The organism is Halomonas sp. EF61 (assembly GCF_040147045.1).
In the GTDB taxonomy this organism is placed as follows: Bacteria; Pseudomonadota; Gammaproteobacteria; order Pseudomonadales; family Halomonadaceae; genus Halomonas; species Halomonas litopenaei.
Genome location: NZ_JAMSHM010000003.1, coordinates 579,096 through 595,367, shown reverse-complemented (window position 1 = coordinate 595,367; position 16,272 = coordinate 579,096). Strand labels below are relative to the sequence as shown.

The following is a 16,272-nucleotide window of genomic DNA, read 5'->3' as shown; positions in this document are numbered from 1 at the left end:
GATTCAGGCAGCGGCCTGGCCGTGTGATTGCCTAGGGTGGCGTTCACACGGCACGCCCGGGATCCAGCGCAGCGGCACTGCAAACCACAAGCCGCCATTCAGGGCCCAAGCGGCGTGCACCGCCTCCTTCAATGCCCGGTTTGCGGTGTTGCCAAGGCACAGCTTGCTCGACATGTCGTTTTCCTGCGTAAGCCCTTTCTGAAAACGCCTTTCCCCTGCTGCCCGGGCCCCGTCCCGCCGGTAAGATCCTCCAGATTCGGACTGACGGAATCGTTCAGGGAGGAACCGCCATGCCATCTGCTCCCCAGCATTTGCGCTCATCACTGCGTCTTCCAGCGGCGCCCACCGAGTGGGCACGTTTGGCAGGAGGGTGCTGAGCATGGACGACCCCTCCTGGTCCTCGTATCGCCCAAGCGACCTGCTGGGTGCCTTTGACGTCACACTGAGTCAGGATCAGCGCCTGCTCAAGTTTCATCTGGGCGGGCAATCGCTGATCCCCCATCGCCTGGTCGGCGAAGAGGCCATTTCGCGCCCCTTCTGCTACACCCTCGACGTGATCTCCCAGCGCGGCGACATCGAACTCAAGTCGCTGATCGCCCAGCCGGCATTGATCGAGATCCGCCAGGCCGACGGCGGCTACCGTCCGCTCTCTGGCCTGGTCGACTCCGCCGCCCTGCTCGGGGAAGACGGTGGCGTCTACTACTACCAACTGGTGCTGGTGCCCTGGCTATCCCTGTTGAGCCTCGGTCGTGACAGCCGCATCTTCCAGGACAAGAACGTCACCGAGGTGATCGAGGCGGTGTTCCAGGACCGCGAGATCGCCAAGGGGCGCTACCGCTTTGATCTTCGTCGCGACTACCCCACGCGCAGCTACTGCGTGCAGTATCGAGAGAGCGACTTCCACTTCGTCAACCGGCTGATGGAACAAGAAGGACTGTTTTTCTATTTCAGCCATGGCGAAGGCGCGGGGGCTGCCACCGATGCCGACGGCGATCACTGCCTGGTGATCACCGACAGCGTAGATACCTGCCCAGCGGTCACCCCCCAGGCCATCCGCTTCCATCGCCAGGCCGCCACTGAGGCCGAGGACGCACTGACCCAGTGGGGTGGGCGCCGTCAGCAGCAGCCCACCCGCGTAAGCCTCGCCACCTTCAACTACAAGCAGCCTCGCCACCCCAGCGACATCGCCCAGGACACCATCCGCGACCAGGGCCACCTGCCGGACACCGAGGTCTACGATTATCCCGGCGAGTACTACTACCCGGACCACCGTCGCGGTGAACGACTGGCGGTCAATCGTCTGGAAGCCCTGGAGTCCCGCGCCAAGCGCTTCCATGGCGCCGGTGGCGCCCGCCAGCTCCAGGTAGGCGGCCACTTCACCCTGACTCAGCATGGCCAACATGAGCGCGGCGACGACAGCGAGCGAGAGTTCCTGGTGCTGGGCCTCAGCGTGCATGCCGAGAATGCCCTGCCGGTATCGGCGCATCTGTCGACCCTGCCCGGCAGCTTGCAGGAACAGCTCGATCAGGCGCGTCGCGCCCACGGGCTGGGTCTCTCGGATAAAGGCTCCAGCCTCCACCGTGACGATTACCAGCGCGCCGGCACCGGCCACTATCTGGTCGACATCGAGACCCAGCGCCTGTGCCTGCCCTATCGCTCGAGCCTCGACCATCCGCGCCCGGTGATGGGAGGCCCCCAGACCGCCACCGTGGTGGGGCCGGAAGGCGAGGAAATCCACACCGACGGGCTCAACCGGGTCAAGGTGCAGTTTCACTGGGACCGGCTGGGTCACCACGACGCTGGCTCGAGCTGCTGGCTGAGGGTCAGCGAGCCCAACGCCAGCGCTGGCTGGGGCGCGGTCTTCGTCCCACGCATCGGCCAGGAGGTGATCGTTGACTTCCTCGAGGGCGACCCGGATCGCCCCTTGATCACCGGTCGGGTCTACAACGGCGATGAACGTCCGGAATGGCATTCCAACGGCCTGCTGTCGGGCTTCAAGTCGAAGACCTATCGTGGCGGCAAGTACAACGAGCTGGTGTTCGATGACGCCACCGACCAGGAGCGGGTGCGGCTCAACTCCGAGCACGCCAAGAGCCAGTTGAACCTCGGCTATCTGATCCACCAGCACGGCAATACCCGCGGCGACTTTCGCGGCACCGGCTTCGAGCTGCGCACCGACGCCTACGGCGCCGTGCGCGCCAACCAGGGCCTGTTGGTCAGCAGCTGGGGACAGCTTGGTGCCAACGGTGAGCAGCTCGACATGCGCCCCGCCTGGCGCGAATTACAAAGCGCCTGGCAGCTTGCCGACAGTCTCAGCGACAGCGCTGTCGACCACGACGCCGAGGCGCTTGCCAGCCGCACCGACCTGCACAAGGCCAGCGACGACGCCCAGGGGCGCCACGGTAGTGCCGACTCTGCCACAGCCTTCGACGGCAGCAGTGCGACAACGGCAAGCAAAGGTGGGCGTGGCGAGGCCGCGCGACTCAAGGAGCCCTGGCTGCAATTGGCCTCCCCGGCGGGCATCGCCATCAGCACCCCCCAGTCCACCCACCTGGCCCAAGGCAAGTCACTGAGCGTCACCGCAAGCGAGGACATCAACCTGGCCGCCGGCAAACGCCTGGTCGCCAGCATCGCCGACCGGCTGTCGCTGTTCGTCCAGCGCGCCGGGATCAAGCTGTTCGCCGCCCAGGGCAAGGTCGAGGTGCAGGCCCAGAGCGACGAGATGGCGCTGACTGCAGAGAAAAAGCTCAGCATCACCTCCACCGAAGACGCCGTGCACATTGCCGCTGCCGAGGAAGTGCTGCTGACCTGCGGTGGCGGCTATATCCGACTCAAGGGCGGCGACATCGAAATTCACGCCCCCGGCACTATCGACGTCAAGGGCAGCCAGCACCTGTTTGGCGGGCCTACGAGTCTGAGTTATCCGCTGGACAACCTTCCTGAAACCGAACCCTCCAACCTGGATCTTGAACACCTCTATGGCAACGGTCGGCCGGTGCCCGGCGCCCGCTATCGCGCTTTCCTCGCCGATGGCTCGGTACGCCAAGGGGTGCTGGACGCCGCCGGCAAGGCAACGCTGTCTGGGCTGCCTCTGGGGGGAGTCCAGGTCGAGTACTTCCAGGACCCGCGAGAAATCGACAAACGGCCCCAGGCATGGCCCGTCAAGGTGCCGATCAAGCCAACGTACGCCACCACGTCCAGCGACACCCAGACTGCTGTGTCAGGCAGCTCCAGAGATCAGGGATCTCCCTTCCAAGCGCCCAGCCTCCTTCAGTCTCCCGGCTGGACAGGTGGTACGCCTGGAGGAAGGCCAAACACTTCCGGCGTGGGTCTATCGTCGCCAGGTTGGCCCGAGGGGCCTCCGTTGCCAACCATCCCAGGTGACATTCCGAGCGATCTTGCGGGGCGAGTCGAGCAGCAAGCCCGGGCACAACTCGAAAAGATCGCGCAGGAGAAGCTTCAGGAGCAGCTCCCAGGGCTTGGCAATACCGAGCTGTCATCACCCGGTTGGAAAGGTGACGTCCCCACCAGTCCGACATTCGGCGACCTCAAGGATACCCCTCACGCTCAGGACACCGACCTGACGTCGCCAGGCTGGCCGGGTGGATCACCGAAGAAACGCTCCTGAGTCGACAGGCCAATATCGCCAAGGGGCTCGGTGGGTAGCGGTCAATACCTCACTGAATGCATCAGGGATGGCGCCCTCTTGTGGGGACATAAGGAAGGAAACTTAGCATGGCCGCGAGAACAAGCTGGGGCAACCACGTCATTCCAGGTTTGGACCAGGACCCTCTGAAAGAGGCACTCAACCATCGCCGGGTGATCACCGCCGAGCCCTACAGCGAAGGCGAGACCCCGGAAGCCGTGATCATGATGGACGTGGAGGAAGATTCCGTCACGGTACTCGACGTGGTCGTCCAGGCCGCCTACATGCTGCCGGTGGTCGGTAACGTCATGGCCATCGGCGACGTCGCTCGCGACGTGGTTGACCTCGATGGCAACGACGCAGACGGCACGCCGAACTACCAGAACGTCTGGCTCTGGGCGGTGCTGGTGATCGACGCCATCGGTCTGGTGCCCGCCTTTGGCAACGCCTCCCGACCTGCACGTGCGGGGATCCGCGAAGGCATACAGGCGTTTGCCCGCGGTGAAGGCGTCGACATCGTCGCTCAGATTCTGGTCAACCAGGCCAGCGGTGCGGCGATGGATTTTCTGGCAGAACTCGAATCCAAGCTCGAGGAACAGAAACCGAAGCTGTTGCGCGAAATTGACACCATCGTCGGCAAACTCGCCGAGTTCATCAACAACCCGGTCGATGCCGCCACACAGCTCAAACTGATCGACGAGAACCCCGAGTGGTGGAACCTTCTCGAGAAAGGCAAGCGTGTCGTATTCATTGCCTTTGACCGCCTGCTCGAGGCCTTTGGTGACGACCGTCAGCGCCTCATCGCCTTCCTCGGCCAGCTCGGCGGGATGGCCAGGTCCATGGTCAACGCCGGGTTCGAGCGCCTGTTGCCGATGATACGCGACCTGGCCCAGGCGACTCGCCGCCGGTCGTCGCAACGTGGGGACGTCAATCACCAGGGCACCGCCGTCACCGGGCAACGTACGGTCCACTACCTGTCGGCGGAAAACCGCCAGACCACCCGCCACGAAGCCGAGCCAAGCGCCACTCCGGCCGGCTGCGTGTGCTCGCTGCATCGCCCCACCCCCACCAGTCCCAACCCTGTGGACTATGTGATGGGTGACGAGAACCTGTGGCACACCGACTTCAGCGTACCGGGGTTGATCGACGTCGAATGGACCCGCTACTACCGCTCCAGCATCGACGAACTCGATGACAGCGAGCTTGGCGCCCGCTGGAGCAGCCCGTTCCATACCCGCTTCGAGGCCCTGGGCGAGCAGTTGACCTTTATCGACAGCCTGAACCGCGCCCTGCCCATCGCCCCCCTCGAGGTGGGCGGCAGCCGCTTCCTGCCGCGTGAAAGCGTGACCTTGGAACACCCCGACAGCGAGCACTACCGGCTTCACTACCTCGACGGCAGTCAGGAGCTCTACCGCCGCATCGGCAAGTCCGGGCCGGGCGAGCGCGTCCATTTCCGCCTGGTCGAGCAGCGCGAGCGCGACGGCCGCGCCCTGCACCTGAGCTATCGCCAGGGCCGACTGGACCGGCTGACCGACGGCGCCGCCCTGCTGCTGCGCTTTCACTACAGCAGCGCGGGGCTGCTGGCCAAGGTGGTGCGCCACTATCCCGGGGCGGACGTCACCAAACACAATGACGAAGCCGCCGAGGCGCACGAGCCCGAGGTGCTGGTCCGCTACCAGCACAGCGCCGACGGTGATCTGATCGAAAGTCGTGATATGCGCGGCTACACCCGCGAGTACCAGTACCAGCACCATCTGGTCACCCGCTACACCCACCGCAGTGGCCTGGCGGTGGAGCTCGAGTGGGACTGGCCGGGCAAGGCCGAGGGCGCCCTGCCCGCCGCTCACGATGCGCGCTGCGTACGCAACCGCCTGGAAGACGGCAGCGAAGACACCCGCTTCGAGTACCATCGCGGCCTGTGGTACACCCGCGTCACCGACGCCGACGGCGTGGTGACCTTCTACCGCTACAACTATCACAACCAGATCGAGTCGATCACTCACCCCTTCCACCCGGCGCTGGGCAGCGAGCACTGGCGCTGGGACGAGCACGGCCGGCTGATCCGCCATATCGACGGCGAAGGACGCACCACCCACTATCGCTATGACGACCAGGGCCGGCTGATCGAGACGGTCGACCCCCAGGGCCTGAGCACCCGCATCGACTACGACGACCAGGGCCTGCCGATAAACGTCACCGAACCTGACGGACGCGAACGCTCGCTACGCTTCGATGAACGCGGCCTGCCGCTGCAGGAAATCGCCCCGAGCGGGCGTGTCACCACCTTCCGTCACAACGCGCGCGGCCTGCTCACGGCGATGACCGACGCCGCCGGCAACACCTATCAGTACCGCTGGAACGACCAGGGTCAGCTGACCAGTGCCAGCGACTGTTCACGCAAGACCACCCAGTTTCGCTACGACCACCGCGGCTGGCTGATCGAGCGCCGTGACGCCGCCGGGCATCGCACCTATTACACCCGTGACGCCACCGGCCTGCTGTTGAGCGTCGAGCACCCCGACGGCGCCATCGAGCACTTCTCCCACGACAGCGAAGGCCGGCTGACTCAGTATCTCGATCCCACCGGGCAGCGCACCCGCTATCGCTACAATGGCAAGGGCCAGCCGATCGAGCGCCGCGACCCCATGGGCCAGCGTTTCGCCTACCACTACGACCGCCTGCTTCGGCTCTCGGCGCTGACCAACCAGAACGGCGACCGCTGGCAGTTCCGCTATGACGGCGGTGGACGATTGATCGAGGACACCGGCTTCGACGGGCGCACCCGCCACTACCGCTACGACGATGGCGGCGCCCTGATCGAGCGCCGCGAAGGCGAGCTGGTCACCACCTTCACCCGCGACGCCATGGGCCGGGTGCTGGAGCGCGAGAGCCAGCGACCGGGCCAGCCCGCGCTGACCACCCGCTACGGCTACGACCCGCTGGGACGCCTGACCCGCGCCGCCAGCCGCCACAGCGAGACGCGCTTTCACTTCGACACCGCCGACAACCTGATCGCCGAGGTGCAGCGTCATCAGCTGCCCAACGGCGGTGACTACTCCAGCGTCACCCGCCACACCCACGACGCCCTGGGCAACCGCGAGACCACCACCCTACCCGACGGTCAGACCCTGGCCTGGCTGCGCTATGGCTCCGGCCATGTCCACGCCATGACCCTGGACCAGCGCGAGCTGATGGCCTTCGAGCGCGACGACCTGCATCGCGAGGTACGCCGTCACCAGGGCAGCCGCGAGGTCGAATCACGCTTCGACCCGCTGGGACGCCTGATCGAGCAGCACATCCGCACCCTCGAAGCATCCGTCGAGGACCGCCCCCGACACCCCACCGTCAGACGCCAGTGGCACTACAGCGCCAACGGCCTGCTCAGCCAGGTGGACGACAACCTGCGTGGCACCACCCGCTACGGCTACGACCCACTGGGCCGGCTGCGCCAGGCAAGCGCCCCCGGCCTCGAGGAAGTGTTCGCCTTCGACCCGGCCGGCAATCTGGTCGATCCCGTGCCACCACAAGCAAAAGGCGAAAAAGGAAACGAAGGTACAACCTCCGACGCCACCCGCTGGCGACGCGAGCGCCCCCGCGATCACCTCGACCACGGATCCGAGGAGCGCATTCGCCTCGATTACCCAGGCGCACCGGCCAGCCTGTCGCCGGCCATGGGCAACCTGCTCAAGCGCTACGCCGGCACCCACTACCACTACGACGCCAGCGGCAACCTGACCCGACGCATCGCCCCCGGCGGTGAGGCCTGGCACTACCAGTACGACCCCGAACACCGGCTGATCGAGGCCTGCCACTACCCCCATGCCCCCGCCGCGGGCGATGACACCCTGCCGCGCATGCGCGCCCGCTACGCCTACGACGGCCTCGGCCGACGGGTGTGGAAAGAGGTGAACCGCCAGGGCCAGCCCAGTGAGCTGACGGTGTTCAACTGGGACGGTGACCTGCTGCAAAGCGAAGAGCGTTTTGTCGGAGGCCTGCCGCCGCTGTTTCACCCCGAACGCCTGGAACTGGCCCGCGAGAATCCCGAGCGGCCTCACTCGCTGCCCATCGCCCAACGTTGCCATCGGCTCGAGTACCCCGGCCTCACCCCCGAACGGCGGGTGATCTACCTGTTCGAACCCGACAGCTTCGTGCCCGCCGCCAAGCTCGAGAACCGCTTCGAGGCCGTCCACACCCGCAGCGGCACCGGGGCGGTGCTCTATACCGAACACCAGCCAACCGAGCCGACCCTCTACAGCATCCACACCGACCACCTCGGCACCCCGATGGAGCTGGCAGAATGCGACGGCAAGTCCAACGGCAAGCTCGCCTGGGTCGGCCACTACCGCGCCTGGGGCAAGCTCATCCAGGCCAGTGACGGCCACGGCAATCCCAGCACCACCGACAATCCGCTGCGCTTCCAGGGTCAGTACCTGGATGAAGAAACCGGGCTGCACTACAACCGCCATCGGTACTATGATCCAGAGACGGGACGCTTCACCACCCAGGACCCGATAGGCCTGGCCGGCGGCGAAAACCTGTACATGTACGCCCCCAATCCGACAGGATGGGTGGATCCGCTGGGGCTGAGTCGGTGTTGTGAGGAATCTCGCGGCAGTAGACCGAGGACAAAAACGGCTAGGATCAAAGATGCTCAGTTGCCAACCTCAGGAAGAATTCGATATGTACCTCCAGAGAGTTGGGATGGTTCAACTCCAATTCCAAGGGGCCCCAACCGAGGCTCTCTTGATCGATTTGGGAACGAGTGGACTAAAGGCCCTTCTCGAACAGCCGGAGAGCCCTTTGAATGGGATGTCCAGTTATCAAGAACTGGTCGCGAGCAGATAGGATGGACGACAAGAGACGGAACACACGCTAATGTTTCGCTTGATGGAAAAATTACTCACAGGTGATCCAGTTTTGAAAGGAATAGTCAATCTTCATGTTTTTACTGAGGCTGCAGATGTGGAGCAAGCGCGTGCAGCAGGTGATATTCTACTCCAGAAACTAGAGGCGTATGAAGAAATAGAGTTGTGTCGACTAAAAAGGTATTGGAAGATTCCAGAATATTATGAATTCTCGATAGAAATCGGCAGTCCAATTATATCGAAAAACACACCCCAAGAAATATCCAAAATTTTAGGCGGGAGGTGGAAGAAAGCTGGAGATAGCTTGATTCTATACCAAACAAAGGGAAAGCCATTTCCCATGCCAAATATAAAATGGGCCAGCTTAGAGTACATAGATTTATGATTTTACATGTACGCTCCGAATCCGACAGGATGGGTGGATCCGCTGGGGTTGAGTGGGTATTGTGCAAATGTGAATGCTCAGGCAGCTTTAAGAGCTAAGCTATCAGGACTACAAAAAGCACAGCAAAATGCCGCTACAACTCGCACTCTCCCTGATGGAAGAGTACGCTACTACACTCAAGAAGTTCCTGCGCGTACAGAGGGTCCGACTAAGGGGCATTTTTTGTAACAGAGTATAATCAAAATTCTGGTTCGGTGAGGCAATGGATGGAAGGTCTTGATCAGTCTGGATCAGTAATTCGGGTACACCCGAAGAGCATTAATGGGAAGACGTTAGACTCCCAAAGCTCCCAACACTCCCCCCCCCGACCGGCTACGAACTTAAGAACTGGAGCAGAAATGAGTGATTCCCACATTGCGAAGGAGCTCAAAAAAGTATGCCCTGGAAAATACGATGCACATGCTATATCTAGAGCTGCATTTATCATACACCAACAAAGTGATATTTATATATCCTCAAAAACAGAGAACATACTTCTCACATTGATGGCAATGGATATGGGCGAAGAGTTTGAGTTAAGCGAGCAGGAATTCTGTGACCTACTATCCGAGTTGCCAGAAAGTTAGGGATCTGCGAAGTTGGATGTGAATTGTATCACAGAGAGCATCTGTGACATCATGATGTCTCCACCGGCCAACGCACCCGCTATCATCGCACCCGATATCATCCTGGCGCACCGGCTAGCCTGTCGCCGGCCATGGGTAACCTGCTCAAGCGCTACGCCGGCACCCACAACCACTATGACGCCAGCAGCAACCTGACCCGACGCATCGCCCCCAGTGGTGAGACCTGGCACTAGCAGTACGACCCCGAACACTGGCTGATCGAGGCCTGTCACTACACCCATGCACCCGCCGCGGGCGATGACACCCTGCCGCGCATGCAAGGACCAGCTCATCGAGCGCCGTGCCCCCATGGACCAGCTCTTATTATTTATATTCAAGCCTACCAGTGCGACCGCCTGCTGCGGCTCTCGGCGCTAACCAACCAGAACAGCGACCGCCGGCAGTTCCGCTATGACTTCGGTGGATGGCTGATCGCAGACACCGGCTCGACAGGGGGGGTGCCTGTCACTCCCCAACCAGTCTCGCGCGCCCCTACCCCTAATGGTTTGCCCAAACACAACAACGCCGCTCTCTGAAGCGGCGTTGTTGATTCACCTTTGATCCTGAGGGCGGAGCCTCAGTGGGCCAGTCGGCCGGTTGAACGTCAACGGTAGTAGGCGTTGGTGGTATCGGTGTGGTCGGTGACGTCGCGGATGCCGGCGAGTTCCGGGATGCGCTCCATCAGCGTCTTCTCGACGCCTTCCTTGAGGGTCAGGTCCACCGCAGCGCAGCCCTGACAGCCGCCGCCGAAGGCCAGCACCGCCACCTGGTCGTCCGTCAGCTGCATTAGCTTGATCTCGCCACCGTGGGCCGCCAGGCCCGGGTTGATCTCGCTGTAGAGGATGTAGTTGATGCGATCCTCGAGCGGGCTGTCGGCGTTGACCTTGGGCATCTTGGCGTTGGGCGCCTTGATGGTCAGCTGGCCGCCCATGCGGTCGGCATTGAAGTCGACCACCGCCTCTTCCAGGAACGGAATGCTGTTGGCGTCGAGATAGACGGCGATCTTGGAAAGCTCCAGGCGCTCGTCGCTGGGCTCTTCCTCGCCCGGCCGGCAGTACGCCAGGCAGGTCTCGGCGTAGGGCGTGCCCGGCTGGGTGATGAAGATCCGCACCGCGATACCTTCGACGTTCTGCTTCTCGAGCAGCTCCGCCAGGTAGTCCTGTGCGCTGTCGGTGATCTGGATATTCTCGCTCATGGGTCTCTCGCTAGTTCGCCCCGCCTGACAGCGGGCGCTGTGGCCCCGCGGGTTTGGTCAGGACCATGGTAAGCGACACCTGCGTCAGACTCAATCCCGAGTATTTTACTCGGATTTTGGTTTCCGCCTTCGCAGGCGCACTGCCCCTGCCGCCAGGCCCGGTGCTTTGGTACCATATGGCCCCTTCGACCGACTCCCGAGACATCGCCGTGTATTCCGGCATGCACATGGGGGTCCTGCCGCGTGGACACAAGCGCTGGCCCATAAAAATTTTATCGTTCGTCGACCTGACAAGCGTCTAGCTGGAGACACACCCGCCCATGGCCGTAGCAGCACCGACCCCTCAGACAGCCCGCCTCATCGATAGCCTGAAAGACCGCATTCTGATGCTGGATGGCGGCATGGGCACGATGTTGCAGAATGCGGCCTTGAGCGAGGAAGACTTCCGCGGCGAGCGCTTCAAGGACTGGCCGTCGGACCTCAAGGGCAACAACGATCTGCTGGCCCTGACCTGCCCGGATCTGGTGGCGCGCATCCATCGCGACTATCTGCTGGCGGGTGCCGACATCCTCGAGACCAATACCTTCAACTCGACTCGCCTGTCCCAGTCGGACTACGGCATGGAGGAGCTGGTCCCGGAGCTCAATCGCGAAGCCGCTCGGCTGGCCCGCCAGGTGTGCGACGACGTCGGCGAAGAGACCGGGGTGCCCCGCTACGTGGCCGGGGTGCTTGGCCCTACCTCGCGCACCGCCTCGCTGTCGCCGGACGTCAATGACCCGGCCAAGCGCAACGTGACCTTCGATGCCCTGCGTGACAACTACCGCGAGGCAGCCCTGGCACTGATCGAAGGCGGCTCCGATCTGATCATGATCGAGACCATCTTCGACACCCTGAACGCCAAGGCGGCGATCTACGCCCTCGAAGAGATCTTCGACGAGACCGGCGAGCGCCTGCCGGTAATGATCTCCGGCACCATTACCGACGCCTCCGGGCGCACCCTGTCGGGCCAGACCACCGAGGCCTTCTGGAATTCGGTGCGCCACGCCCAGCCGCTGACCGTGGGCCTCAACTGTGCCCTCGGCGCAGAGGAGCTGCGCCCCTACGTCGAGGAGCTGTCGACCAAGGCCGACACCTTCGTCTCGGCTCACCCCAACGCGGGTCTGCCCAACGAGTTTGGCGAGTACGACCAGACCCCCGAGGAGATGGCCGAGATCGTCGCCGAGTTCGCGCGCAGTGGCCTGGTCAACATCATCGGTGGCTGCTGTGGCTCCACCCCCGAGCATATCGCCGCCATCCACCGCGCGATCAAGGACCTGCCCCCGCGCCAGATTCCAGACCGCAGCAGAGCCTGCCGTCTGTCTGGCCTGGAGCCATTCAACATCGAGCACGATTCGCTGTTCGTCAACGTCGGGGAACGTACCAACGTCACAGGCTCTGCTCGCTTCAAGCGACTGATCAAGGAAGAGGACTACACCACCGCCCTGGAGGTGGCGCTCGAGCAGGTCGAGAACGGCGCCCAGGTGATCGACATCAACATGGACGAGGGGATGCTCGAGTCCCAGGAAGCCATGGTGCGCTTTCTCAATCTGATCGCCGGTGAGCCGGACATCGCGCGGGTGCCGATCATGGTCGACTCCTCCAAGTGGGAGATCATCGAGGCCGGCCTCAAGTGCATCCAGGGCAAGGCGGTGGTCAACTCGATCTCGCTCAAGGAAGGTGAAGAGGCCTTCCGCCACCAGGCTACCGAGTGCCGCCGTCATGGCGCCGCCGTGGTGGTGATGGCCTTCGACGAGTCCGGCCAGGCGGACACCTTCGCGCGCAAGACCGAAATCTGCCAGCGCGCCTACCGGGTGCTGGTGGACGATATCGGCTTCCCCGCCGAAGACATCATCTTCGACCCCAACATCTTTGCCATCGCCACCGGCATCGACGAGCACAACAACTACGCGGTGGACTTCATCGAGGCCACCCGCTGGATTCGCGAACACCTGCCCCACGCCATGGTGTCGGGCGGCGTTTCCAACGTGTCCTTCTCGTTTCGCGGCAACAATCCGGTGCGCGAGGCGATCCACTCGGTATTTCTCTACCACGCGATTCGCGCAGGGCTCACCATGGGCATCGTCAACGCCGGCCAGCTGGCGGTCTATGACGACCTGCCGGAAGAGCTGCGCGAAGCCGTCGAGGATGTGGTTCTCAATCGCCGTGATGACAGCACCGAGCGGCTGCTCGATATCGCCGACAAGTACAAGGGCGACGGCTCCGGCGGTGAGAAGAAGGAGGACCTCGAGTGGCGTAGCTGGGAGGTCGAGAAGCGCATCGAGCATGCTCTGGTCAAGGGCATCACCGCCTACATCGAGGATGACACCGAACTGGCCCGCCAGCGCGCGACTCGCCCCATCGAGGTGATCGAGGGGCCGCTGATGGATGGCATGAACGTAGTCGGCGACCTGTTCGGTGCCGGCAAGATGTTCCTGCCCCAGGTGGTCAAGTCGGCGCGGGTGATGAAGCAGGCGGTGGCCTACCTGATCCCCTACATCGAGGCGGAAAAGAGCGAAGACACCCAGGCCAAGGGCAAGATCGTCATGGCCACGGTCAAGGGCGACGTCCACGACATCGGCAAGAACATCGTCGGCGTGGTGCTCCAGTGCAACAACTACGAGGTGATCGACCTCGGCGTGATGGTGCCCGCCGACAAGATCCTCAAGACCGCCCGGGAAGAGAACGCCGACATCATCGGCCTGTCGGGACTGATCACCCCCTCGCTTGACGAGATGGTCCACGTGGCCAAGGAGATGCAGCGCCAGGGCTTCGAGCTGCCGCTGCTGATCGGCGGCGCCACCACCTCCAAGGCGCATACCGCGGTCAAGATCGAACCCCAGTACGAACAGCCGGTGATCTATGTGACCGACGCCTCACGTGCCGTGGGCGTGGCCGGCAAGCTGCTGTCACCGGGGCTGAAAGAGGCCTACGTCAACGAGATTCGAGACGAGTACGTCAAGGTCCGCGAGCGCAACGCCAAGCGCCGCCCCAAGGCCGCCGACCTGTCCTACGCCGATGCCCGGGCGCGCAAGCCGGCGCTGGACTGGCAGGGGTATACCCCGCCGGCGCCGACCTTTACCGGTCTCAAGGTGTTCGAGGACTACGACCTCAACGAACTGGTCGATCGTATCGACTGGACGCCCTTCTTCATGAGCTGGGAGCTGGTCGGCAAGTATCCGAAGATCCTCGACGACAAGGTGGTCGGCGAAGCCGCACGCCAACTGTTCGACGAGGCCCAGGTGATGCTGCGCAAGTTGATCGATGAGCGCCTGATTCAGGCGCGCGGGGTCATCGGCCTGTGGCCCGCCAACAGCGTCGATGACGACGTCATCGAAGTCTATTCAGACGAGACCCGCGGCGAGGTGATCGAGCGTCTGCACCATATTCGCCAGCAGACCACCAAGAACCGAGAGGGAGTTTGCTACAGCCTGGCCGACTTCATCGCCCCGAAGGACAGCGGCAAGCCGGACTGGATCGGGGGCTTCGCGGTCACCGCCGGTCACGGCGTCGAGGAGCTGTCTGCGGCCTACAAGGCCAAGGGCGACGACTACAACGCCATCATGGTGCAGGCGCTGGCCGATCGCCTGGCCGAGGCCTTCGCCGAACTGATCCATGAACGGGTGCGCAAGGAGTTCTGGGCCTACGTACCCGAGGAACAGCTCGACAATGAGGCGTTGATTGCCGAGAAGTACCAGGGCATCCGCCCTGCCCCCGGCTACCCCGCCTGCCCTGACCACACCGAGAAGGCGACGCTGTTCCGCATGCTCGACGCCGAGGCCAGCACCGGACTCGAACTGACCGAGAGCTTTGCCATGTGGCCGGCGGCGGCGGTGTCCGGCTGGTACTTCTCCCACCCGCAGTCGAAGTACTTTGCCACCGGCAAGATTACCCGGGATCAGGTCGAGGCCCTGGCCAGTCGCAAGGGCATGGAGCTGGACGTCATGGAACGCTGGCTGTCGCCGGTACTGTCCTACGACGCCTGATGCGTTCCCTGCAACAACAGGCCCTGCTGCCCGACCTGACGCGCTGGCGTCTGATCCTGCGCCTGGCGCTGCCGATCATGGCCGGCATGTTGAGCCAGAGCCTGATGAACCTGGTCGATGCCGCCCTGGTGGGCCGGCTCGGCGAGACCGAGCTGGCCGCCGCCGGCATCGGCGGCTACGCCATGTTCATGGTCACCGCCTGCCTGTTCGGGCTGTCGTCGGGGGTTCAGGCCCAGGTAGCGCGGCGCCATGGCGAACGCCATCAGACGCCCGTTGCCTCGGCGGCCGCCGAGCTTGGCGTTGAGCTGCGCCACGATCCACGCGGGGAGCCGCTGGCGGCGGGACTTACCCTGGCCGTCATGATCGGCCTGCCGTTGATGGTTCTGTGTCTGTGGCAGGCCGGTCCGATCATGGCCTGGCTCAACGACGATCCGCTGGTGACGTCGATGGCGGTGGACTACTTTCGCTGGCGTCTGATCGCGCTGCTGCCGGTGGCGATGATCTTCTGCTACCGAGGCTACTGGAACGGCATCCAGCAGACCGGCCTGTACCTGCGGATCATGCTGGTAATGCATCTGGTCAACCTGCTGGCCAGCATCGGCCTGATCTTCGGCTACTGGGGCCTGCCCGCCATGGGCGTCAGCGGTGCCGGGCTCGGCAGCAGCCTGTCGCTGTTTGCCGGTGTCGCCATCTGGGCCTGGTTGAGCCATACGCCTGGCCATCGCGGCACTCGTCACAGGCCGTGTCATTCGCCTTGGCGACTCGGCGGCAGCACCATGGCCACCACCCTGAAGCTGGCCACGCCGCACTCCTTTCAGCAGCTTTGGTTCGCCGCCGGCTACGCCGTGCTGTTCTGGATCCTCGGCCAGGTCGACACCGCCAGCGTGGCGGTGGGCCATGTGCTGGTTAACTTATCGCTGTTGCTGATTCTGCCCGGCGTGGGCCTCGGCATGGCAGCGATGAGCCTGGTCGGCGAGGCGCTGGGGCGCGAGTCGCCGGAAAGGGCCCACCGCTGGGGCTGGGAGGTGGTGCACATGGCCTGGTTGCTGCTCGCTGCCCTGTCCCTGCCCATGGCGTTGATGCCGGAAGCCGTGCTGGGCCTGTTTCTGCATAACCCCGAACTGATCGCCCTGGGCGTCGATCCGCTGCGCCTGACCGCGCTGATGATCGTGCTCGACGCCGCCGCCCTGGTGTTCACCCAGACATTGCTCGGCGCCGGCGCCAACCGTACGGTGATGCAGCTGACCTTGACCGGTCAGTGGCTGGTCTTCCTGCCGCTGGCCTGGTGGTTCGGCGTGCATGAAGGCTTCGGCCTGGCCGGCATCTGGTGGTGTCAGCTAGGCTACCGCGCGCTCAACTCGCTGTGCTTTGCGGTGATCTGGCAACGCCGCCGCTGGCAGAGTCTGAAGGTGTAGCGCCCCGCACGACGCCTATCAACACCTTTTAATTACCTTTTGCACCCAAACTATGACTATTTATTCTTTTATAGCATAA

The 16,272-nt window shown here is 63.5% G+C and carries 8 protein-coding genes; 6 read left to right on the top strand and 2 right to left on the bottom strand.

The window, feature by feature from the left end; translation table 11 throughout:
* Positions 1-3: 3 nt before the first annotated feature.
* Complete coding sequence (locus NFI08_RS17520; protein WP_349591045.1) at positions 4-381, bottom strand: hypothetical protein; 378 nt, start codon at positions 379-381, stop codon at positions 4-6.
* Between NFI08_RS17520 and NFI08_RS17515 the strand changes: the two genes are divergently transcribed.
* The 4 genes from NFI08_RS17515 (at position 380) to NFI08_RS17500 (ending at position 9,522) form a co-directional block, all read left to right on the top strand.
* Positions 380-3,628 carry a type VI secretion system Vgr family protein gene (locus NFI08_RS17515; protein ID WP_349591042.1) on the top strand — a complete coding sequence of 1,083 codons (3,249 nt, stop codon included), beginning with the start codon at positions 380-382 and terminating at the stop codon, positions 3,626-3,628. The two genes, NFI08_RS17520 and NFI08_RS17515, sit on opposite strands and share 2 nt — an antisense overlap.
* Before the next feature lie 107 nt (positions 3,629-3,735).
* The gene (locus NFI08_RS17510) at positions 3,736-8,556 is read left to right on the top strand and encodes a polymorphic toxin type 17 domain-containing protein (RefSeq protein ID WP_349591039.1); all 4,821 of its coding nucleotides are present in this window, start codon (positions 3,736-3,738) and stop codon (positions 8,554-8,556) included.
* Positions 8,534-8,896, top strand: coding sequence for a hypothetical protein (locus NFI08_RS17505; RefSeq protein WP_349591036.1), 363 nt, complete (start codon positions 8,534-8,536; stop codon positions 8,894-8,896). Before NFI08_RS17510 ends, NFI08_RS17505 begins: the two co-directional genes overlap by 23 nt.
* 398 nt (positions 8,897-9,294) lie before the next feature.
* Entirely contained in the window at positions 9,295-9,522 is a 228-nt protein-coding gene (locus NFI08_RS17500) for a hypothetical protein (RefSeq protein WP_124804743.1), read from the top strand.
* 643 nt (positions 9,523-10,165) lie between these two features.
* Here the strand turns inward: NFI08_RS17500 and nfuA are convergent.
* On the bottom strand, positions 10,166-10,756 hold the full coding sequence (nfuA, locus tag NFI08_RS17495; RefSeq protein ID WP_045992189.1) for a Fe-S biogenesis protein NfuA: 591 nt from the start codon (positions 10,754-10,756) through the stop codon (positions 10,166-10,168).
* A 320-nt stretch (positions 10,757-11,076) separates the two neighbouring features.
* On the opposite strand from nfuA, the gene metH reads away from it, so the two are divergent.
* Both metH and NFI08_RS17485 read left to right on the top strand, forming a co-directional pair.
* The gene (gene metH, locus NFI08_RS17490; RefSeq protein WP_349591032.1) at positions 11,077-14,778 is read left to right on the top strand and encodes a methionine synthase; all 3,702 of its coding nucleotides are present in this window, start codon (positions 11,077-11,079) and stop codon (positions 14,776-14,778) included.
* Positions 14,778-16,193, top strand: coding sequence for an MATE family efflux transporter (locus NFI08_RS17485; RefSeq protein WP_185696458.1), 1,416 nt, complete (start codon positions 14,778-14,780; stop codon positions 16,191-16,193). The genes metH and NFI08_RS17485 overlap by 1 nt, the downstream gene beginning before the upstream one ends.
* Positions 16,194-16,272: the final 79 nt, after the last annotated feature.

Coding starts and splice junctions, on each gene's coding strand:
- NFI08_RS17515 (WP_349591042.1), top strand. CDS start 380: ATGGACGACCCCTCCTGGTCCTCGTATCGCCCAAGCGACCTGCTGGGT.
- NFI08_RS17520 (WP_349591045.1), bottom strand. CDS start 381: ATGCTCAGCACCCTCCTGCCAAACGTGCCCACTCGGTGGGCGCCGCTG.
- NFI08_RS17510 (WP_349591039.1), top strand. CDS start 3,736: ATGGCCGCGAGAACAAGCTGGGGCAACCACGTCATTCCAGGTTTGGAC.
- NFI08_RS17505 (WP_349591036.1), top strand. CDS start 8,534: ATGGAAAAATTACTCACAGGTGATCCAGTTTTGAAAGGAATAGTCAAT.
- NFI08_RS17500 (WP_124804743.1), top strand. CDS start 9,295: ATGAGTGATTCCCACATTGCGAAGGAGCTCAAAAAAGTATGCCCTGGA.
- nfuA (WP_045992189.1), bottom strand. CDS start 10,756: ATGAGCGAGAATATCCAGATCACCGACAGCGCACAGGACTACCTGGCG.
- metH (WP_349591032.1), top strand. CDS start 11,077: ATGGCCGTAGCAGCACCGACCCCTCAGACAGCCCGCCTCATCGATAGC.
- NFI08_RS17485 (WP_185696458.1), top strand. CDS start 14,778: ATGCGTTCCCTGCAACAACAGGCCCTGCTGCCCGACCTGACGCGCTGG.